General features: G+C 66.2%; 18 protein-coding genes. 6 read left to right on the forward strand and 12 right to left on the reverse strand.

Translation table 11 applies throughout. The features are described 5' to 3' along the window. Positions 1–123 precede the first annotated feature (123 nt). The 5 genes from KHO41_RS34660 to KHO41_RS34680 all read right to left on the reverse strand — a co-directional run bounded on the left by KHO41_RS34660 (position 124) and on the right by KHO41_RS34680 (position 5229). Positions 124–576 carry a PA2169 family four-helix-bundle protein gene (locus KHO41_RS34660; RefSeq protein WP_211957747.1) on the reverse strand — a complete coding sequence of 151 codons (453 nt, stop codon included), beginning with the start codon at positions 574–576 and terminating at the stop codon, positions 124–126. 347 nt (positions 577–923) lie between these two features. Next, complete coding sequence (gene hslU, locus KHO41_RS34665) at positions 924–2255, reverse strand: ATP-dependent protease ATPase subunit HslU (RefSeq protein ID WP_211957748.1); 1332 nt, start codon at positions 2253–2255, stop codon at positions 924–926. Between the two features lie 56 nt (positions 2256–2311). Continuing rightward, complete coding sequence (hslV, locus tag KHO41_RS34670; protein WP_140949621.1) at positions 2312–2848, reverse strand: ATP-dependent protease subunit HslV; 537 nt, start codon at positions 2846–2848, stop codon at positions 2312–2314. A 232-nt stretch (positions 2849–3080) separates the two neighbouring features. Then, complete coding sequence (locus tag KHO41_RS34675; RefSeq protein WP_140949620.1) at positions 3081–4067, reverse strand: tripartite tricarboxylate transporter substrate-binding protein; 987 nt, start codon at positions 4065–4067, stop codon at positions 3081–3083. Positions 4068–4329: 262 nt separating this feature from the next. Then, positions 4330–5229 carry an alpha/beta fold hydrolase gene (locus KHO41_RS34680; RefSeq protein WP_211957749.1) on the reverse strand — a complete coding sequence of 300 codons (900 nt, stop codon included), beginning with the start codon at positions 5227–5229 and terminating at the stop codon, positions 4330–4332. Between the two features lie 183 nt (positions 5230–5412). Between KHO41_RS34680 and KHO41_RS34685 the strand changes: the two genes are divergently transcribed. From KHO41_RS34685 to KHO41_RS34710, 6 genes are all read left to right on the forward strand, one after another. Then, positions 5413–5931, forward strand: coding sequence for a Fur family transcriptional regulator (locus KHO41_RS34685; RefSeq protein WP_211957750.1), 519 nt, complete (start codon positions 5413–5415; stop codon positions 5929–5931). A 45-nt stretch (positions 5932–5976) separates the two neighbouring features. Next, positions 5977–7062: a CobW family GTP-binding protein gene (locus KHO41_RS34690; protein WP_211957751.1), complete on the forward strand. Its 1086-nt coding sequence runs from the start codon at positions 5977–5979 to the stop codon at positions 7060–7062. Between the two features lie 337 nt (positions 7063–7399). Continuing rightward, positions 7400–8086 carry an RNA polymerase-binding protein DksA gene (gene dksA / locus KHO41_RS41450; protein ID WP_244874170.1) on the forward strand — a complete coding sequence of 229 codons (687 nt, stop codon included), beginning with the start codon at positions 7400–7402 and terminating at the stop codon, positions 8084–8086. Between the two features lie 212 nt (positions 8087–8298). Further along, a complete protein-coding gene (locus KHO41_RS34700) occupies positions 8299–9492 on the forward strand; it encodes a GTP-binding protein (RefSeq protein ID WP_211957753.1) in 1194 nt (397 codons plus the stop codon). Further along, positions 9482–9892: a hypothetical protein gene (locus KHO41_RS34705; RefSeq protein ID WP_211957754.1), complete on the forward strand. Its 411-nt coding sequence runs from the start codon at positions 9482–9484 to the stop codon at positions 9890–9892. Before KHO41_RS34700 ends, KHO41_RS34705 begins: the two co-directional genes overlap by 11 nt. A gap of 156 nt (positions 9893–10048) precedes the next feature. After that, positions 10049–12178, forward strand: a complete 2130-nt coding sequence (locus KHO41_RS34710) for a TonB-dependent receptor (RefSeq protein WP_211957755.1) — start codon at positions 10049–10051, stop codon at positions 12176–12178. 322 nt (positions 12179–12500) lie between these two features. Here KHO41_RS34710 and KHO41_RS34715 read toward each other — a convergent pair whose 3' ends face one another. The 7 genes from KHO41_RS34715 to KHO41_RS34745 form a co-directional block, all read right to left on the reverse strand. Next, positions 12501–13394, reverse strand: coding sequence for an MBL fold metallo-hydrolase (locus KHO41_RS34715; RefSeq protein ID WP_376989923.1), 894 nt, complete (start codon positions 13392–13394; stop codon positions 12501–12503). 48 nt (positions 13395–13442) lie between these two features. Continuing rightward, on the reverse strand, positions 13443–13679 hold the full coding sequence (locus tag KHO41_RS34720) for a DUF1289 domain-containing protein (protein ID WP_211957757.1): 237 nt from the start codon (positions 13677–13679) through the stop codon (positions 13443–13445). A 4-nt stretch (positions 13680–13683) separates the two neighbouring features. Beyond that, positions 13684–14121, reverse strand: a complete 438-nt coding sequence (locus KHO41_RS34725) for a thioesterase family protein (RefSeq protein ID WP_211957758.1) — start codon at positions 14119–14121, stop codon at positions 13684–13686. Beyond that, positions 14118–14642: a YbaK/EbsC family protein gene (locus KHO41_RS34730; protein WP_211957759.1), complete on the reverse strand. Its 525-nt coding sequence runs from the start codon at positions 14640–14642 to the stop codon at positions 14118–14120. Before KHO41_RS34730 ends, KHO41_RS34725 begins: the two co-directional genes overlap by 4 nt. A gap of 31 nt (positions 14643–14673) precedes the next feature. Next, positions 14674–15609 (reverse strand): hydroxymethylglutaryl-CoA lyase, encoded by a 936-nt coding sequence (locus tag KHO41_RS34735; protein ID WP_211957760.1) that lies wholly within the window; start codon positions 15607–15609, stop codon positions 14674–14676. Positions 15610–15649: 40 nt separating this feature from the next. Continuing rightward, positions 15650–16591, reverse strand: a complete 942-nt coding sequence (locus KHO41_RS34740; RefSeq protein ID WP_211957761.1) for a 2-hydroxyacid dehydrogenase — start codon at positions 16589–16591, stop codon at positions 15650–15652. A 100-nt stretch (positions 16592–16691) separates the two neighbouring features. Further along, the gene (locus tag KHO41_RS34745; RefSeq protein WP_211957762.1) at positions 16692–18716 is read right to left on the reverse strand and encodes an acetyl/propionyl/methylcrotonyl-CoA carboxylase subunit alpha; all 2025 of its coding nucleotides are present in this window, start codon (positions 18714–18716) and stop codon (positions 16692–16694) included. Positions 18717–18742 lie beyond the last annotated feature (26 nt).

Below are 18742 nucleotides of genomic sequence, written 5' to 3' on the forward strand. Positions count from 1 at the left end.
ATAAAAATTCGCCCCTTTGGGGCAACCAAAACGCGTTTTTGGTTACTTTTGTCGCTCGGACAAAAGTGACTCGCCGGCTACGCCGGCGAAACAGCAGCGCCCGCCAAGAACACCCCCCTCACTCTAATGAATCTGCATCCCCCGCATCGCATGCAACCGATCATGATGCTGCCGCAGCGCTTCATACTGCCGCTGCACCGCAGCCGTAGCATCCGGCGGGAGCGTCTTCATCAGTACAGACTGATACTGGCGCCTGGCCGCCTCTTCCTCACGCTCGCACATCCCCAGCACCGCGTCGTCATCGTTGGGCGAAAGCATATGGCGGAAAGCCATCCAGCCACGCGCGAACATGGCGTTCATGCTGCCTCGGTCCGAAGGTTCGCCGCCCATGGCGCTGACCATCGATTGCAACTCCCTGGCCGAGGCGCGGCAGGTATCCGCGGTACTGGTCAGAATGTCGCGAAGCTCCGCATTGCGCACGTCGCGGGCACCGGCCATGCAGGCCCGTTCGCTGTCCATGTCGACCTCGATCAGCTGGTTAAGGGCGATCACGGTTTGTTTCTGGTTGACGTCCATGGAAGTCTCCTGACATGCCTGGAGAACCGCTTTTCCGCGATTTTCCAGGCGCCGCGAGAAGAGGAACCATCCGGCATACCCGGCCCCGAGCGCATCGTTCGCGAACAGCCAGTTGCCGCTGGACCTCAATTGCCTGCGCCACCACTGCGTCGCAGATCGGGCGCCTTTCCATCATAGGAAATGCAAGGCGCGTGGTTGAGCCAGGCCAGTAAAGGAACAGGCCGGGGAACGACACGGCCCGGTGCTGGCGAGCCCATCAGCGCCTGGGCCGACTATTCGCGCTGGCCCATAAAGCAACAAAGGGTGCACTGCTGTGCACCCTTCCCGATTGCGATCTCGCGACCCGCTTACAGCACGTAACGAGACAGATCCTCGTTGACGGCAAGATCGCCCAGCCGCTCGTTCACATACGCCGCATCAATCGTCACCGTTTCGCCCGACGACTTGCTCGCGTGGAACGACAGGTCTTCGAGCAGCCGCTCCATCACCGTGTACAGGCGGCGGGCACCGATGTTCTCGACCTTCTCGTTGACCGAGAACGCGATCTCGGCCAGGCGGCGGATGCCGTCCGGCGCGAACTGCAGCTCGACCTCTTCGGTCTTGAGCAGCGCCTGGTACTGCTTGGTCAGGCTCGCATCGGTCTGCGTCAGGATGGCCTCGAAGTCCTGCACGGACAGCGATTCCAGTTCCACGCGGATCGGAAAGCGGCCCTGCAGCTCGGGGATCAGGTCGCTCGGCTTGGCCAGGTGGAACGCGCCCGAGGCAATGAACAGGATGTGGTCGGTCTTGATCATCCCGTACTTCGTGCTCACGGTGGTGCCTTCCACCAGCGGCAGCAGGTCGCGCTGCACGCCCTGGCGCGACACTTCGCCGCCGCCCATTTCGCTGCGGTTGGCGATCTTGTCGATCTCGTCCAGGAACACGATGCCGTTCTGCTCGACGTTGGCGATGGCCTTGTGCTTGAGCTCCTCGTCATTGACGAGCTTGGCGGCCTCTTCATCGATCAGCAGCTTGAAGGCTTCCTTCACCTTCATCTTGCGGCGATGCTTCTTGCCCTGCCCCATGCCGGCGAACATCGAGCGGATCTGCTCGGTCATTTCCTCCATGCCCGGCGGACCCATGATGTCCATGCTCGGCAGGCCGGCGGCGACTTCGAGTTCGATGTCCTTGTCGTCGAGCTGGCCTTCGCGCAGCTTCTTGCGGAATACCTGGCGCGTGTTGGAATCCTTCTCTTCCGGCTGCGAGAAGCCGATGTCGCGCGGCGGCGGCAGCAGCACGTCGAGCAGGCGGTCCTCGGCCGCTTCTTCGGCCTTGGTGCGCACCTTCTTCATCTCGGACTCACGCGTCTGCTTGATGGCCATCTCGGCCAGGTCGCGCACGATGGTGTCCACGTCGCGGCCGACGTAGCCGACTTCGGTGAACTTGGTCGCCTCGATCTTGATGAAGGGCGCGTCGGCCAGCTTGGCCAGGCGGCGCGCGATCTCGGTCTTGCCGACGCCGGTCGGGCCGATCATCAGGATGTTCTTCGGCGTGATTTCCTGGCGCAGCGGCTCGGCCACCTGCTGGCGGCGCCAGCGGTTGCGCAGCGCGACGGCCACGGCCTTCTTGGCCTTGTTCTGGCCGATGATGTGCTTGTCGAGTTCGGAAACGATTTCCGACGGGGTCATGGTATGCGACATGGTGTCCGTTCAGCGTTCAGTGGGGCGCGTCGGCCCGTGCGCGGGCCGGCCGGCGCTCATTCCAGCGTTTCGATGACGAAGTTGGTGTTCGTGTAAATGCAGAGTTCGCCGGCAATGGTCAGCGCTTTCTCGACCACGTCCTTCGGCCCAAGCTCGGTGTTCTCCACCAGCGCCTTGGCGGCCGACTGCGCGTACGAGCCGCCCGAGCCGATCGCGGCAATGCCGCCTTCGGGATCGAGCACGTCGCCGTTGCCGGTGATGACCAGCGTGGTGTCGCGGTCGGCGGTAATCAGCATCGCCTCCAGCCGGCGCAGCGCGCGGTCTGAACGCCAGTCCTTGGCAAGATCCACCGCGGCACGGGTCAGGTTGCCCTGGTACTTTTCCAGCTTGGCTTCAAAGCGGTCCAGCAGCGAAAACGCGTCGGCCGTGCTGCCGGCAAACCCGACCAGCACCTTGCCGTTGTAGATGCGGCGCACCTTGCGCGCGGTGCCCTTCATCACGATATTGCCGAGAGTGACCTGACCATCACCGCCGAGTGCGACCTGATTGCCGCGGCGGACGCTGACGATGGTAGTGCCGTGATACTGTTCCATGGTGGCTTCCGTGAATGTGTCAGGAGGCTAGGTGGCGACGCATGGCGCCGGTTTCAAGAGCCGACCCGGGCACGCCGCCGGCCGGTGGTGCGCAATCAGACCAATATAGGACGCCGCAGCATCCGCCGCGGTTCGGAAGACCGCAAAAGAAAAAGGCCATGCACAGCGGCATGGCCTTTTTCTTTTGCGGCAGGATGGCGCGCGAGCCTTGGCCCGGCGCCCCTCGCATCACTCAGTCGGCATAGACGCCGGCCTTCTTGATCACCGGGGTCCACTTGTTGATTTCCGCGCTCAGGTAGGTGCGCAGCGAATCCGGCGTGGCGCGCTGCGCCGGCACCGCTTCGGCACCGAGCTCGGCCATCTTGGCGCGGAAGGTCGGGTCGGTCACCGATTTTTGCAGTGCAGCGGACAGCTTGTCGATCACGGCCTTCGGCGTGCCCTTGGGCGCGTACATGGCGTGCCAGACCTTCACCTCGATGCCCGGCATGCCCTGTTCCTGCGCGGTCGGCACGTCCTTGAACGCTTCCACGCGGCGCGCCTGCATGGCCGCGTACGGCTTGACCGAGCCGGCCTTGAGGTGGCCAGCCAGGTTGGTGGTCTGGTCGCACAGCAGATTGACCTGGCCACCCAGGATATCGGTCAGCGCCGGCGCCGCACCCTTGTACGGCACGGTGGTCAGCTCGGTCTGGATCGCGCTCTGGAACAGCAGGCCGCACAGGTGCGAAGCCGAACCGATGCCGGCATTGGCCAGCGACAGCTTGCTGGCGTTGGCCTTGATGTACGGCAGCAGGTCCTTGAAGCTGCTCGGCGGCAGCTGCTTGTTGCCGACCATGATCATCGGCACGTCGGCGATTTCGCCGACCATCTCGAAGTCCTTGAGCGGATCGAAGCCCAGGTTGCGGTACAGCGCCGGGGCCGTGGCCATGCCGATATGGTGGATCAGGATCGTGTGGCCGTCGTTCTTGGACTGCGCCACCTTCTTGGCGCCGATGGTGCCGCCGGCACCACCGAGGTTTTCGATCACAACGGTCGTGCCCAGGTGCTTGGACATGATCGCCGTCAGCTCGCGCGCCACCTTGTCGGTCGGGCCGCCAGCCGAGAACGGCACCACGGCCGAGATCGGCTTGCCGCCCGGAAACTCCTGCGCCTGCGCGCCGGCATATGCGCCCATGGCGCCCACTGCCACGACTGCGGCGACCAGTTTTGCAACTCGTTTCATAGTACTCTCCTGTTCCTGCTTCCGTCTGCAAAGCGCCGCCGGTGCCGGATGCCGCGTGTCATGACGCGGTCTGTGCGCAAGCCGCGGGGGGGTGTCCCGTTGCGCGATCGACAATGGGATGTCTGGCAGCGCCGCCCGCGCGCCTGATATAGCGGCCTGGGGCGGCGTCGATGTTAGCAATTGCAGACATCCAGACGGAATCAGGGCTAACCCGCGCGCATCGGGGTGCAATGCGGCGGAAGCGGCCGGACGGCAGGAGAGGCTAGCGGAAGAAGGCGAGCATCTCTTCCAGCAGCGGCTGCGGCGATTCCTCCGGAATGTAGTGGCCGCAGTCCAGCGCCTTGCCGGTGACGCTTCGGCCAAGCGCTTCCCACAGCGCCAGCGGCTCGAAGCAGCGGGCCACCACGCCGTGCTCGCCCCACAGCACGCGTACCGGCATCTCCAGCCGGCGCCCGGCTTCGCGGTCGGCGCGGTCATGCTCCAGATCGATGGTGGCGGCCGCGCGATAGTCCTCGCACATGGCATGCACGCGCGCCGGCTCGCGCATGGCCGCAGCATAGGCCGCCATCGCATCGGGAGAAAACGGCGACACGCCCGCATGGCGCAGGCCAAGCAGCTTGTTCAGGTAGAAGTCGGGCTCGGCGTTGAGCAGCGTCTCGGGGAACGGCGCGGGCTGGATCAGGAAGAACCAGTGCCAGTAAGCCGCGGCGAATGCCATGCTGGTGCGCTCGTACATGTCCAGCGTCGGCGCGATATCGAGCAGCATCAGCCGTTCGACCGCCTGCGGATGGTCCACGGCAAGGCGGTGCGCCACCCGCGCGCCGCGGTCGTGGCCGCACAGCGCAAAGCGGCGGAAGCCGAACGCGGCCATGACGTCGACCTGGTCCTGCGCCATGGCGCGCTTGCTGTAGTTCTCGTGCCCGGCGTTGCCGGCCGGCGCCGAACTGCTGCCGTAGCCGCGCAGGTCGGTGGCGATGATCGTGAAGTGGTCGGCCAGCACGGGCGCCACCTTGTGCCAGATCAGGTGGCTTTGCGGATGCCCGTGCAACAGCAGCAACGGCGGGCCGGAACCACCCTGCACGCCGGCGATCTCGATGTCGCCCACGCGGCGCCTGAAGGGTTCGAAGTTGGGGAACAGCAGCGCGCTTGCATCGTTCAGCATCGCTAGTCTCCGGTCTGGGCCGTTGGAAGGACTGGGTGGCGACGGACGTTCCTTGCCGATCATAGGCGCAAACCACGCACCTGGTGTGCCGCGCGGGCAACCTTCCGGCTCGGACCAGCGCCCCCAATAACCCCACACGCAACTGAATTGCAACAGCGCGATGCCTATGGTTAAATCCCCCGCATGACCCGTCTTACCCCGAGCCAGCCCGATACCCGACCGGCGCCGGCTGTCCTCGAAGCCGCGCAGGAGCGCCTGCGCCGTCTCGGTGCCCGCGTGACGCAGCCGCGGCTCAGCATCCTCGCCTGCCTGATCGGCAGCAACGAGGCGCTGACCCACCAGGCCGTGATCGACCGTCTGCCCGGACAGGGCGAGGCCATCGACCGCGTCACGGTCTATCGCGTGCTCGACTGGCTGGTGGAACAAGGCGTGGCGCAGAAACGCGCCGGCAACGACCGCGTGTTCCGCTTCAGCCTGGTCGAGCACGAGGCCGCGCGTGCCGAGGTGCATCGCCAGCACAGCCACTTCCACTGCACGCGCTGCGACCGCACGTTCTGCCTCGATGACGTCGGCATGCCGGCGCAGCCGGCCGCGCCGCGCGTGCCCAGCGGCTTCGCCATCGAACATGTCGAGCTGACCGTGAACGGCGTGTGCGCCGAATGCGGCGCGCGGGTGGCTCGACACCCCGACAGCGCAACCTGACGCCCTGCCCGGCGCAAGGCCCCCATTCCCCCGGAGAATCCACCCATGTCCAAACTGATCCCGGTCACGATCCTGACCGGCTTCCTAGGCAGCGGCAAGACCACGCTGCTCAAGCGCATCCTCAACGAGCAGCACGGCATGAAGATCGCCGTGATCGAGAACGAGTTCGGCGAAGAAAACATCGACAACGAGATCCTGGTCCAGGACGGCCGCGAACAGATCGTGCAGATGAGCAATGGCTGCATCTGCTGCACGATCCGCGGCGACCTGGTGCAGGCGCTGTCGACGCTGATGACTCGCCGCGACGCCGGCGAGATCGAGTTCGACCGCGTGGTCATCGAAACCACCGGCGTGGCCAATCCGGGACCGGTCGCTCAGACCTTCTTCATGGACGACGAGATCGCATCGCGCTACCTGCTGGACGCGGTGATCACGCTGGTCGATGCCAAGCACGCCCACCTGCAGCTCGACAAGCAGGAAGAGGCGCAGCGCCAGGTCGGCTTTGCCGATGCGATCTTCATCACCAAGTCGGACCTGGTCAGCGAGGCCGAGGTGGCCGATCTGCGCCACCGCCTGCTGCACATGAACCCGCGCGCGCCGATCCGCCAGGCCAACTTCGGCGAGACCCCGATCGACACCATTTTCGACCTGCGCGGCTTCAACCTGAATGCCAAGCTCGAGATCGATCCGGAGTTCCTGAGCGCCGACGACCACGATCATGACCACGGGCACGATCACGCTCATGGCCACGATCACGACCATGAGCACGGCGAGCATTGCGGCACGGACTGCGGCCATGACCACAGCCACGACCACCACCATCACCACCACCACACCGACCGCATCGCGTCGTTCGTCTTCCGCAGCGACAAGCCGTTCCACTACGGCAAGCTCGAGGAATTCCTGTCCGGCATCCTGGCCGTCTACGGGGAAAAACTCTTGCGCTACAAGGGCGTACTATATATGGAAGGTGTGGACCGGAAAGTCGTGTTCCAGGGGGTCCACCAACTGATGGGCAGCGACGTCGGTGCCAAGTGGGAAGATGAAACGCCCGGCACCAAGATGGTGTTCATCGGCGTGGACTTGCCCCGCGATGCCATTCTGAAGGGGCTGGGCAACTGCCTGGCCTGAGTGCGGCAGCCGCCCCACGGCGGCTCCCTCGCTCCGCGTCGGCTCCGGCATGTCCCCCGTTCGGGGTACCGGGGAAACACCGAAGGCATGGCTAGGCCTTTTCCGTATCTTGGAAAAATTTGTTCAAGTACAATAGGCCGGATTTGATACTGGCGGCGCACCTTTTTCCCGCCGCCGGTATGGTCCACTGAAGCACGGTGGGCCGCAGGGCGGCGGTTGTCGTCAGCACGAGGCAGACCGCCGGCAGGTGCGGTCGCAGGGCTTCGTGCGGAGACCGCCCTCCGCTTGGGGTACCAGCACGCGCCGTTCCATACCGACGCGAGAGAGAGGTGTCCCCATGACAGCCGCAACAAAGACGAAAGAAAGCCGCAGCAAGACAGGTAGTGCCGCGGCAGAGACGCTCAAGGCGCAGTCTGTGAAGGCTGCGCCAGCTCCCCGCGGCAGTACGGCACACGCCGGCGCGGGCGAGGCCAAGGGAGGCCCGCGAAGCAGCAAGACTGCAGCCAGCCAGAGTGAAACGTCCGCCCCGCGCAAGCACGTGGACACAGCACCCGAGCGGACACAGACGCCGCCGGTCGGATCAACAAGAGAATCAGCAGCAACCATGAGCAGCAACAAACTTCTGACTGAAGCTGAAATCCTGAAGATGAGCGACAAGGATTACATGAACGAAGCGCAGCTCGCTTTCTTCAAGCATCGCCTTGAGCAGCTGCGCGACGACATCCTGAAAAACGCTGATCAGACCACGGAACACCTGCGCGAAACAGTCATCGTGCCGGATCCGGCGGACCGCGCCACCATCGAGGAAGAGCACGCGCTGGAGCTGCGCACCCGCGACCGCGAGCGCAAGCTGCTCAAGAAGGTCGAGCAGTCGCTGACCCGCATCGAGTCCGGCGACTATGGCTGGTGCGAGGAAACCGGCGAGCCGATCGGCGTGCCGCGTCTGCTGGCCCGTCCGACCGCCACGCTGTCGCTCGAAGCGCAGCAACGGCGCGAACTGCGGCAGAAGCTGTTCGGCGATTGATCAGCGACTGATCCGCGTGCCGGCACCGCCGGCGCACGACACCCTGACGGCCCGGTTATCCGGGCCGTTTTGTTTTGTCGCGGCGCGGCGACGGCACTACCATGATGGGGAGCCTGCCGGCTGTCGGGCGAAGGCCCTTTCTGGTACAGTCGCAACTTTGTTGCAATAACGGGCGCATCTGACCGGGCGCCCTCTTTCGCTTTCACATCGCCATGGCCGATCGCCTGCCCGTCACCGTGCTGTCCGGATATACCGGTGCCGGCAAGACCACCTTGCTGCAGCACGTCCTTGCCACGACCGTCGGCAAGCGCGTGGGCGTGGCCGGCAGCCTGCCGGAGGCTGGCGAACTGGCCGCCCGTGGCGGCTTCGACCATCTGGTGCTGGAAACCGCAGGTACGGACGATCCGATGGCCATCGCCGAGGCCGTGCTGTTCGAGGACGAGCACGGCGGCAACGCAACGCTGAGCCTCGACACGCTGGTGACCGTTGTCGATGCCTCCACATTCCTGCGCGACGTCAACGATGCCGAGTTCCTGCACGGCAGCGACGATGCGCAGGACAACGGGATCGAGGACGACGACCGCACCGTGGTCGACGTGCTGATCGCCCAGGTCGAATTCGCCGACGTGATCGTGCTGAACAAGTCGGATCTCGTCGACGCGGACGCGCTGGCACGGCTCGAGGCAATCCTTCGCGCGCTCAACCCGCGCGCGGACATTGTCCCTGCGAGCTTCGGCAAGATTGCCGCCGAACGCGTGCTCGGCACCGGCCAGTTCGACTTTGAAGACACCGCGAGCGCCCCGGGCTGGCTGGCGCTGCAGCGCGGCGAGAGCCTGCCGGAATCGCACGGCATCGGTGGCTTCCTCTACCGCCGCCGCCGTCCGTTCCATCCCGCGCGCTTTGCCGACCTGATCCACACCGAGTGGATGCGCGAGCATGGCAGCGTGCTGCGTTCCAAGGGCCTGTTCTGGCTCGCGAGCCGCATGGGCATCGCGGGCGACTGGGCACAAGCCGGCGGCGTGTGCCGCCCCGCGGCGGCTGGTGCGTGGTGGGCAGCGCTCGATGCTTCCGAATGGCCGACCGATGCGGCCGACCGTGCCGCGCTCGAAGCCGACATGCTCGACGAAGGCCAGCCGGCCGCCTATGGCGACCGCCGCCAGGAACTCGCGCTGATCGGCGTGGACCTCGATCGCGCCGCGCTTGAGGCTTGCCTCGACGCCTGCCTGCTGACCGATGCCGAGATGGCGGCCGGCCCCGAAGCGTGGATCGCGTATGCCGATTCGTTCCCCGCATGGGAAGACGCCTTCGACGACGAGGACCACGATCACGACCATGGTCATCATCACCATGGCCATGATCACCAACACGGTGGCGACTGCGACTGTGGCCACCCGCATGATCACTGAGATCAGCGGGCACTGCGCCCGCCTGCGCGCACGAGGTCCGGGGCTGTGGATGGCCCTGTGGCTGGCGCTGAGCCTGCTGCTGGCGCAGCATGCGGGCCTGACGCACCGCGTCGTGCACGGCGGCCTGATGGGCACGCCGTTGTCGGCCATGGCGGCCGAGACGGGCACGGCCGACCATGGCGACGCGGACCCGCTCGCGCAGAAGCTGGCCGGCCACTCGTGCGTACTGTTCGATGGCGCCACGGTCGCCGACACCCATTGCAGCCAGATGCCAGCACTGACGCTGGTCTTCGGCAAACCGGTCAAGCCGGCCAACCTGGCCTGGCGCTGGCCCGACCTTCCCTCCGCCCACCCCTTCCGCTCGCGCGCGCCGCCGGCGCACACGCCCGCCTTCGCCTGATCCCGGGCCGCGGCCATGCCGCCGGTCCGCAGTACGAACGCGCGCGTCCACGCCTGCCCGCCTTGTCCGCGATCCCGCACTTCGTCGTGTGGGCTCAGCGCCATGCCGGCCCGGTGCGGCCGTTCGCCCGATTGCCATCGCATCGATTCGCGAGCCATGTCTTCTACCCTGCAACACCCCATGCAGCGGCGCACGCCGCTGGCAGCCCTTGCTGCCCTGATCGTCTCCACCGGCGCATTCGCCCAGTCCGCCAGCGAACCTGCCTCGACACCCGCACCCGCAGCCGCCACCCTCAAGGAAGTGGTGGTGACGGCAAATCCGCTCGGCAGTGAACTCAATGACATGGTCGCGCCAGTCTCCTCACTGAGCGGCGACGCGCTGTCGCTGCGCCAGAACAGCACGCTCGGCGAAACGCTCGACAAGCTGCCGGGCGTGTCGTCGAGCTACTTCGGCCCGAACGCCAGCCGCCCCGTGATCCGCGGCCTCGATGCCGACCGTATCAAGGTGCTGCAGAACGGCGGCTCCTCGGTCGATGCCTCCACGCTGTCGTATGACCATGCCGTGCCCATCGATCCGCTCGTGGCCGAGCGTATTGAAGTCGTGCGCGGCCCCGCTGCGCTGATGTACGGCGGCAATGCCATTGGCGGCGTGGTCAACGTGATCGACAACCGCATCCCGAAGGAGCCGATCGAAGGCATCGGCGGCGCGGTCGATGCCAGCGCCACCGCCGGCGGCGACGTGGCGCGTAACGCCAGCGCGCTGGTCGAGGCCGGCAACGGCCAGTTCGCGATCCATGCGGACGCCTTCGCGCGCAAGACCAGCGACCTGCATATCCCCGGCTTCGCGCGCAGCGACCGCCTGCGCGCAAGCCAGCCGCTGCCCGAGGGCGAGACCGAAGCCAGCGGCCGCCTGCCCAACACCAGCGCGCAACAGGACGGCGGTTCGCTGGGCGGCTCGTACACGTGGGCCGACGGCTTCATCGGCGCGAACTACAGTGCCTACCGCAATGAATACGGCACGCCGGCCGAAGACGACGTCCGTCTGAAGATGCGCCAGGACCGCTTTGCGCTCGAAGGCGAAGCGCGCAACCTGCAGGCCAGCACGTCAGGCATCATCGAATCGGTCAAGGGCAAGTTCAGCTACACCGACTACGAGCACAAGGAAATCGAAGACGGCGAGGTCGGCACCATCTTCAAGAACCAGGGCTGGGACGCGCGCTTCGAGGCCAAGCACGCGAAGATCGGCAGGATGAGCGGGGTCGTCGGCACGCAGTTCGGCCACACGCAGTTCTCCGCACTTGGCGAAGAAGCCTTCGTGCCGAGCACCAATACCGACAACGCCGCTCTGTTCGTCTTCGAAGAACTGCCGCTCGACAGCGCTGGCGACTTCAAGCTCAACTTCGGCGGACGGCTGGACCACAGCAACATCAAGGCCAGTGCGAACGGCAATGACCGCTTCAGCGACGCCAGCCGCAACTTCAACGCCACGAGCGCATCGGCGGGCCTGCTCTACAAGCTGAATTCTTTGTGGTCGCTGACCAGCAATGTGTCGTACACCGAGCGCGCACCGACCTTCTACGAGCTGTACGCCAACGGCCCGCACGTGGCCACCGGCGCCTGGGAGCTCGGTGACCCCAACGCCAACAAAGAACGCGCCACCTCGGTGGATCTCGGCCTGCGCTACAAGTATGGCCCGCACAGTGCAGGCGTATCGGGCTACTACAGCCGCTTCGCCAACTACCTCGCGCTGACGTCGACGGGCCGTTCGCGCGACGAGGCTGGCGACGTCGTCGCCTCCGGCAGTCCGGGCTCGCTGCCCGAGTTCCAGTACCTCGGCGTACCGGCCACGCTGTACGGCTTCGAAGCCGAAGGCAAGGCGCGGCTGTTCCAGAAGATGCTGACGTCGAGCGATACGCTGGACTTCGAGGCGCGAGCGGACTATGTGCGTGGGGAAAACCGGGATACCGGGGAGCCGCTGCCGCGGCTGGCGCCTCTCCGTCTGGGTGGCGCGCTGGTCTATGGCGCGGGGCCCTGGGGGGCGCGCGTGGATGTGACCTATGCAGCCAAGCAGACGCGCGTGCCGGTGAATGACACGCCTACCGATGCCTATACGCTGCTCAGCCTTGCGCTGACGTACAAGTTCAAGACTGCCGGGACCCAGACGCTGGTCTACCTGCGCGGGGATAACCTGACGAACCAGGAGGCGCGGAATGCGTCTTCGATTTTGAGGGATATTGCGCCGCTACCGGGCAGGAGCGTGAAGGTGGGGTTCAGGACGACGTTCTGAGGAATGGATTTGGGGGTGGCTTCGTTCTTGGCGGGCGCCGCTGTTTCGCCGGCGTAGCCGGCGACCTACTCTTTTGTCCAAGCGACAAAAGAGTAGGCAGAAAAACGCGTCGTTGCCGCTGGCATCCATTCCACGGCGGCAGGGGTTCAAGCGGCTTTGGATGCCCGCCACGGTGGTCGGCCGTTCGAGCCTGCTAACGCTATGTGAGTCAGAACCTGTGCCTGGCGCGGCACGACTTTTGGACGATCCCCAAGACGGGCTCGGGTACAGCGTTCCAACAAGGTCAGTGGTGCGACGCCTTCGGCTGCGCTGCGCGCACGTCCTAGTCGGTATTGGTAACCACGTCACCTTCGACCACCAACGCCTTGACTCCGGCAAGTGCCCTCAGCGTCTGCGACAGAATTTCGTCCATCGATTGCTCAGCCATAAAGCGCTGGTGAATCGCCCGCATCAGCGGTGCAGCCTCCATCCAGCCGAGCAGCGCATCACGCCGCATCCGCTGCGCCTCAAGCAGCTTGAATTTGACCAGCACCTTGACCGCATGACTCGCGTTGCGTTGCGGGTCCTTGCCAAGATAGGCGAGCCGGCCGCGAGCGCGCTCGACCGCTGCGGCGACATCAGTGAAGGGCCGGCCGTGGCCGGGAATCACCATGCACACATCCAGTTCGGCGATCCGTTCCAGCACCGCCGCCTGCTCGATAAATCCACTCTCCCCCTCCAACTCGGGAAAGATCACGCCAAACCCGTTTTCCCATAGCGCATCACCGGCGATCAGGATGCGCGACTGCGGCGCGAACAGCATCACCGCGTGCGGATCATGCCCAGGCGCGGCCACGACCTGCCAGTCGATGCCGCCGAGGCGCAGCGTGTCGCCGTCATGCAGCAGTGCATCGAACGTGAAACGGTCGCATTCCTGGCCGGTGGCCTTGTAGGTCAGCGCATCGACATCCCATGCCGAAACGGCAGCCGCCTCGGCGCCGGGGATCCATGTCTTCGGCTGCCAGCGCGCCTGCAGCGCCCCGTTGCCGCCGCAATGATCGGAATGCAGATGGGTATTGATGAGCCGCTTGAGCGGACGCCCTTGCAGCGCCGATTCCACCAGCGCCACCGTCTGCGGCGCGTGCGTGACATAGCCGCTGTCCACGAGCGCCGTATCGTCGCCGTCGATGAACAGGATGTTGTTGGCCGACAGCCAGCCGCGTTCGAAAACGCGCATCGTGGCCGGCAGTTGCGGGGGCGTGTTGTCGCTCAAATCGATGGTCTCCTATTCGGCGAGCCAGGCGGCGCGCTGCGGCAGTTGCGCCCAGACGCCGCGCTTGTCGTCGTCCGCCATGCCCGACCAGCCAGCGATTTCTTCGATGGTGCGCAGGCAGCCTTCGCAATAGCCGCTGGCCGCGTCCATGCGGCAGACGTTGCGGCATGGCGACGGCACCGGTCGCGCGGTTTCGGCCCAGCGTGCGCGGCGCGTGATGTCCTTGATGAGGGAAGCTGCCAACGCCATGCTCTCAGCCGGCTGCCGCGGACGCTCGGGCGGCCTTCGCGGCAACCTTCTGGTTGAAGCGCGCGGCGTCAATCACGTGGCGTTCGTGTACGCCTTCGGTGATCTTGTCCTCGCCATCCCAGGCGCTCACCTCAAAGCGCAGCCTGCGCCCGTCCACCTCGACGAGCCGGCCCTTGACCGTGATGGTCATGCCCGGCGGCGTGGCGGCCAGGTGCGAGAAGCTGACGAGCGTGCCGAGCGTCTGCTCGCGCGGCCAGTCGAGGTAGTCGCGCAGCGCCTGCAGGCACGCGCACTCCATGATGCCGACCATGTAGCCGGTGGCCAGCACGTCGGGCATCTCCGTGCACATCGCGATGTCGTCATAAAGACGCGGCACGGTGGCCTTGGGCGGTACGGTGTACTCCCAAGTGAACGCAAGGCCCGGGCGCAGTTCGGGGCTCATGCCGCCGCCCCCTGCGCCACGTCGGCCACCTCGGCGCCGGTCATCTGCTGCAGTTGCTGCGGCGTCAGGTTGAAGACAGCGTGCGGATGCCCCGCGGCAGCCCACAGGCTTTCATAGCGGAACAGGTCCTGGTCCAGCAGCATCACCGGGGCCACGGCGTGGCCAATCGGGCAGACGCCGCCGATCGCATAGCCGGTCTTCTCGCGCACGAACTTCGCGTCGGCCTTGCCGAGCGCGCCCACGCGCGCCGCCACCTTGGCTTCATCCACGCGGTTGCTGCCGCTGGCGATCACGAGCACCGGCGCATCGTCTTCGACGCGGCGGAAGATGATCGACTTGGCGATCTCCGCCACGCTGCAGCCGAGGCCGGCGGCAGCCTCGGCCGAGGTCTTGCCGGTGGCCGGCAGCATCACCACGGGACGGTCATGTCCGATCCCGGCCAGCAGGCCGGCAACGCGCTGTGCGGACTCCGGCAATGCTTCGGACGGGGTGGCGCTGCCCTGGTCAGCGGACTGGCTCATGCTTGCTCCTGAATTCTTTGGTGTCGTGGATTCACGCGCACGCGGGCGCGGCTTCGCTGGCTGCTGCCCACTTGGTCAGCAGCGCGCGGCCCACGCGCGAACTGTTGGTGCGGCCGATGGCTTGCGAAATGTAGTCCCCCGCACGCACCACGGCTTCGAGATCGATCCCCGTATGGATGCCGAGGCCATGCAGCATGTACAGCACGTCCTCCGTCGCCACGTTGCCGGTCGCGCCCTTGGCGTACGGGCAGCCGCCCAGACCCGCCACCGATGCATGGAAGATCGAGATGCCCACTTCCAGGCTCGCCAGGATATTCGACAGCGCCTGGCCATACGTATCGTGGAAATGCCCCGACAGGCGATCCATCGCGAACTCGGCCGACACCGCGCGCATCACATCCTGCACTTTGCCGGGCGTGCCGACTCCGATGGTGTCGGCGATATCGATCTCGTCGCAGCCCAGTTCGCGCATGCGGCGCACCACATCCACCACGGCGCTCACGGGCACCTCGCCCTGATACGGGCAGCCCAGCGCGCACGAGATGCTGCCGCGCAGGCGGATGTTCTTTTCCTTCGCTGCCGCAGCCACCGGCTCGAAGCGTGCGATTGATTCGGCGATCGAGCAGTTGATGTTCCGTTGCGAGAACGCCTCGCTCGCGGCGCCAAAGATCACGACCTCATCGGCACCGGATGCCACCGCGCCTTCGAAGCCCTTCATGTTGGGCGTGAGCACCGAATACAGCGTGCCGGGACGGCGCTGGATGCGCGCCATCACGTCCGCGCCGTCGGCCATTTGCGGTACCCACTTGGGCGAGACGAAGGAAGCGGCCTCGATATTGACGAAGCCGGCATCGGTGAGCTGGTTGATCAGCGCGACCTTGACGTCGGTCGGCACCATCGCCTTTTCGTTCTGCAAGCCGTCGCGCGGGCCGACTTCGACGATCTTCACGTAGTTGGGCACGTTCATGGCTGTCTCCAATGTCTGTTCTTGTCCTGGATGGCTGGGCTCAGTAGCCGCGCTGCAGGTCGACGACGCCTGCGATCGGCTGGCCCGCGCGCAGCGCGCGGATCTTGCCGGCAATCTGCGCGATGCTGTCCTCGCGCAGCGTCAGCGCGGAGATATGCGGCGTGATGGTGATGCGCGGCTCCTGCCAGAACGAGTGGTCCGCCGGCAGCGGCTCGGTGCGGAATACGTCGAGCGTCGCGCCAGCGATCTGCCCTGCCTGCACGGCCGCGAGCAGATCGTCTTCGGCGAGATGCTGGCCGCGCGCGACGTTGATCACGTAGGCGCCCTTCGCCAGCTTGCCGAACAGCTCGCCGTTCAGGATGTTCTCGGTCTCCGGCGTCAGCGGCAGCACATTGACCAGCACGCGCAACCCGTCGAGGAACGGCACGCGGCCGGCATCGCCATGGAAGCCCACCACGCCCTCGATCGCACGCGCGGTGCGGCTCCAGCCGCGCAACGGAAAGCCGAACCCGGCCAGCGTGCGTGCGATATGCGTGCCGAGCGTGCCGACGCCCATCACGCCGATCGTGAAATCCTCACGGCGGTGCGGCTTGAGGAACTTCCAGTTGCCAGCCTGCTCCTGTGCCGCATAGTCGTCCAGCCGGCGGAAATAGCGCAGCACCGCATGGGTCACGTATTCGGCCATCTGGGCGGCCATGCCGGCGTCGTCCAGGCGCACGATCGGCACGCCCGCGGGCAGCGCATCCGGATCCTGGTCACGCAGGCGCAGGATGCCGTCCACGCCGGCGCCGAGGTTGAACACCGCCTTCAGGTCCGCACGGCCGCGCAGCATTTCCACGGGCGGGCGCCAGACCACGGCGTAGTCCGCCGGTTCGCCGCGGCTGTCTTCCCAGGTCACGCACTGCGCTTCGGGCAGCGCCTGCGCGAAGCCTTCGATCCAGGGTTCATAGCGGCCATCGGGCACGTACAACTGCAACTTCATGGGAACTCCGGGGTGTCTGTGGCGGGATGCCTGCATTTTCGCAGAGGTCGCGGGACGGTGCCGGCCCGTGGCCGGCAATCGCCCCGCTCCCGCCGGCGGCTCAGCTTTCGCCAGTCGCAAATGCCAGCAACTGCGCCCCTTCGGTCACCTGCTCGCCCACGCCGAACAGGATCTCGCTGACCACGCCGTCCGCCGGTGCGCTGATGGTGTGCTCCATCTTCATCGCTTCCATTACGAGCAGCGGGGTGCCGCGCGTGACGGTGCTGCCCGGCTCCACCATGACGGCGATGACCTTGCCCGGCATCGGCGCGGTCAGCTTGCCGCCCTCGCCCTCGGTCTCTCCTGCATGCGCAAGCGGATCGAGCCAGCCAAGCACCGCATGGCGGCCGGCGTTGAAGACGTGGAAATCATCGCGTTCCACATGGACCTGGCCATGCGCGCGGCGCGTGCCAAGATCGACGCGGATGTCGTCGGCCTGGCATGCGGCCTTGAACGGCGCCGCCTGGTCCGCGTAGATCAGCGTGCTGCCCCGCGCGTTTGCAGTCAGCGTCACGTCGAGCGTGTGGCTGCCATAGGCAAAACGCAGCGTGCGCGTGGCGCCGCCGTTCAGCCGCCATGCGCCGGCATGGGTCCACGGCGAATGCTGGTCAGCGGCGTCGATATGGCGCTCGCGGGTTTCACGATCGAGCAGCGCGGCGACGGCCAGCGCGATGATCTCCATGCCGACCGGCGCCGGCTGCGGGAACAGCGTCGCTTCGTTACGCTCGATGAGGCCCGTGTCGAGGTCGGCCGTGCGGAACGCTTCGGATTTCACCAGCCGCTGCAGGAAGGCCACGTTGGTCGACAGCCCCACCACGTGGTACGCGGCCAGTGCCTGGCGCATGCGCGCCAGGGCCTCGTCGCGGTCTTTGCCCCAGACGATCAGCTTGGCGATCATCGGGTCGTAGTACGGGCTGATCGTGTCGCCCTCTCGCACGCCGGCGTCGATGCGGACACCAGCCGGGCCATGCGCATCGCCGCCGCGCATGAACTGCACGGCAGGGGGCGTGCGCAGGAAGCGCAGCGTGCCCGTCGAGGGCAGGAACTGTTTGTCGGGGTTTTCGGCGTAGATCCGCGCTTCAAGCGCGTGGCCGTCGATGCGGAGCTGGTCCTGCTTCAGCGGCAGCGGCTCGCCCGCTGCCACGCGCAGTTGCCATTCGACCAGGTCCTGCCCGGTGATCATCTCGGTGACAGGATGCTCGACCTGCAGGCGCGTGTTCATCTCCATGAAATAGAACGAGCCGTCCTGATTCGCGATGAACTCGACCGTGCCGGCGCCGACGTAGCCGACCGCCTTCGCGGCGGCGACCGCAGCTTCGCCCATCGCGCGGCGGCGCTCTGCGGTCATGCCCGGCGCGGGCGCTTCTTCCAGCACCTTCTGGTGGCGGCGCTGCACCGAGCAGTCGCGCTCGAACAGGTAGACGCAGTTGCCGTGCGTATCGGCGAACACCTGGATTTCAATGTGGCGCGGACGCGTCAGGTATTTCTCGACGAGTACCTTGTCATCGCCGAAGCTGGCCGACGCCTCGCGCTTGACCGAGGCGAGCGCCGCTTCGAACGCATCGCCCGACTCGACCACGCGCATGCCCTTGCCGCCACCGCCGGCACTGGCTTTGAGCAGCACCGGGTAGCCGATGCGGTCGGACTCGCGACGCAGCAGGCCGGCGTCCTGGTGTTCGCCGTGATAGCCCGGTACCAGCGGCACCGAGGCCTTTTCCATCAGTTGCTTGGCCGCGCTCTTGCTGCCCATCGCGTGGATGGCGGAAGCCGGCGGACCGATGAAGACGAGGCCCGCCGCGGCACAGGCTTCAGCAAAGGCTTCGTTCTCGGAGAGGAAGCCGTAGCCGGGGTGGATCGCCTGCGCCCCGGTTTCCTTCGCCATCTCGATGATGTGGTCGGCGCGCAGGTAGCTGTCGCGTGCCGCGGCGCCGCCGATATGCACGGCCTCATCGCAGAACGCGACATGGCGGGCATCGGCATCAGCGTCCGAATACACCGCGACGGTGCGAATGCCCAGCCGGCGGCAGGTGGCGGCAACGCGGCACGCGATCTCGCCGCGGTTGGCGATCAGGATCTTGCTGAACATGAGCTCCCTCCTTTTAACCCCGTTAT

It is taken from the genome of Cupriavidus numazuensis (assembly GCF_905397435.1).
Taxonomy (GTDB): domain Bacteria; phylum Pseudomonadota; class Gammaproteobacteria; order Burkholderiales; family Burkholderiaceae; genus Cupriavidus; species Cupriavidus numazuensis.

What these genes read in the sequence shown, in the direction of transcription:
- KHO41_RS34675 (WP_140949620.1), bottom strand. Translation starts at nt 4,067, where the DNA reads ATGAAACGAGTTGCAAAACTGGTCGCCGCAGTCGTGGCAGTGGGCGCC.
- KHO41_RS34740 (WP_211957761.1), bottom strand. Translation starts at nt 16,591, where the DNA reads ATGAAGTTGCAGTTGTACGTGCCCGATGGCCGCTATGAACCCTGGATC.
- hslV (WP_140949621.1), bottom strand. Translation starts at nt 2,848, where the DNA reads ATGGAACAGTATCACGGCACTACCATCGTCAGCGTCCGCCGCGGCAAT.
- KHO41_RS34685 (WP_211957750.1), top strand. Translation starts at nt 5,413, where the DNA reads ATGACCCGTCTTACCCCGAGCCAGCCCGATACCCGACCGGCGCCGGCT.
- KHO41_RS34700 (WP_211957753.1), top strand. Translation starts at nt 8,299, where the DNA reads ATGGCCGATCGCCTGCCCGTCACCGTGCTGTCCGGATATACCGGTGCC.
- KHO41_RS34680 (WP_211957749.1), bottom strand. Translation starts at nt 5,229, where the DNA reads ATGCTGAACGATGCAAGCGCGCTGCTGTTCCCCAACTTCGAACCCTTC.
- dksA (WP_244874170.1), top strand. Translation starts at nt 7,400, where the DNA reads ATGACAGCCGCAACAAAGACGAAAGAAAGCCGCAGCAAGACAGGTAGT.
- KHO41_RS34735 (WP_211957760.1), bottom strand. Translation starts at nt 15,609, where the DNA reads ATGAACGTGCCCAACTACGTGAAGATCGTCGAAGTCGGCCCGCGCGAC.
- KHO41_RS34710 (WP_211957755.1), top strand. Translation starts at nt 10,049, where the DNA reads ATGTCTTCTACCCTGCAACACCCCATGCAGCGGCGCACGCCGCTGGCA.
- KHO41_RS34690 (WP_211957751.1), top strand. Translation starts at nt 5,977, where the DNA reads ATGTCCAAACTGATCCCGGTCACGATCCTGACCGGCTTCCTAGGCAGC.
- hslU (WP_211957748.1), bottom strand. Translation starts at nt 2,255, where the DNA reads ATGTCGCATACCATGACCCCGTCGGAAATCGTTTCCGAACTCGACAAG.
- KHO41_RS34660 (WP_211957747.1), bottom strand. Translation starts at nt 576, where the DNA reads ATGGACGTCAACCAGAAACAAACCGTGATCGCCCTTAACCAGCTGATC.
- KHO41_RS34705 (WP_211957754.1), top strand. Translation starts at nt 9,482, where the DNA reads ATGATCACTGAGATCAGCGGGCACTGCGCCCGCCTGCGCGCACGAGGT.
- KHO41_RS34730 (WP_211957759.1), bottom strand. Translation starts at nt 14,642, where the DNA reads ATGAGCCAGTCCGCTGACCAGGGCAGCGCCACCCCGTCCGAAGCATTG.
- KHO41_RS34715 (WP_376989923.1), bottom strand. Translation starts at nt 13,394, where the DNA reads ATGCGCGTTTTCGAACGCGGCTGGCTGTCGGCCAACAACATCCTGTTC.
- KHO41_RS34720 (WP_211957757.1), bottom strand. Translation starts at nt 13,679, where the DNA reads ATGGCGTTGGCAGCTTCCCTCATCAAGGACATCACGCGCCGCGCACGC.
- KHO41_RS34745 (WP_211957762.1), bottom strand. Translation starts at nt 18,716, where the DNA reads ATGTTCAGCAAGATCCTGATCGCCAACCGCGGCGAGATCGCGTGCCGC.
- KHO41_RS34725 (WP_211957758.1), bottom strand. Translation starts at nt 14,121, where the DNA reads ATGAGCCCCGAACTGCGCCCGGGCCTTGCGTTCACTTGGGAGTACACC.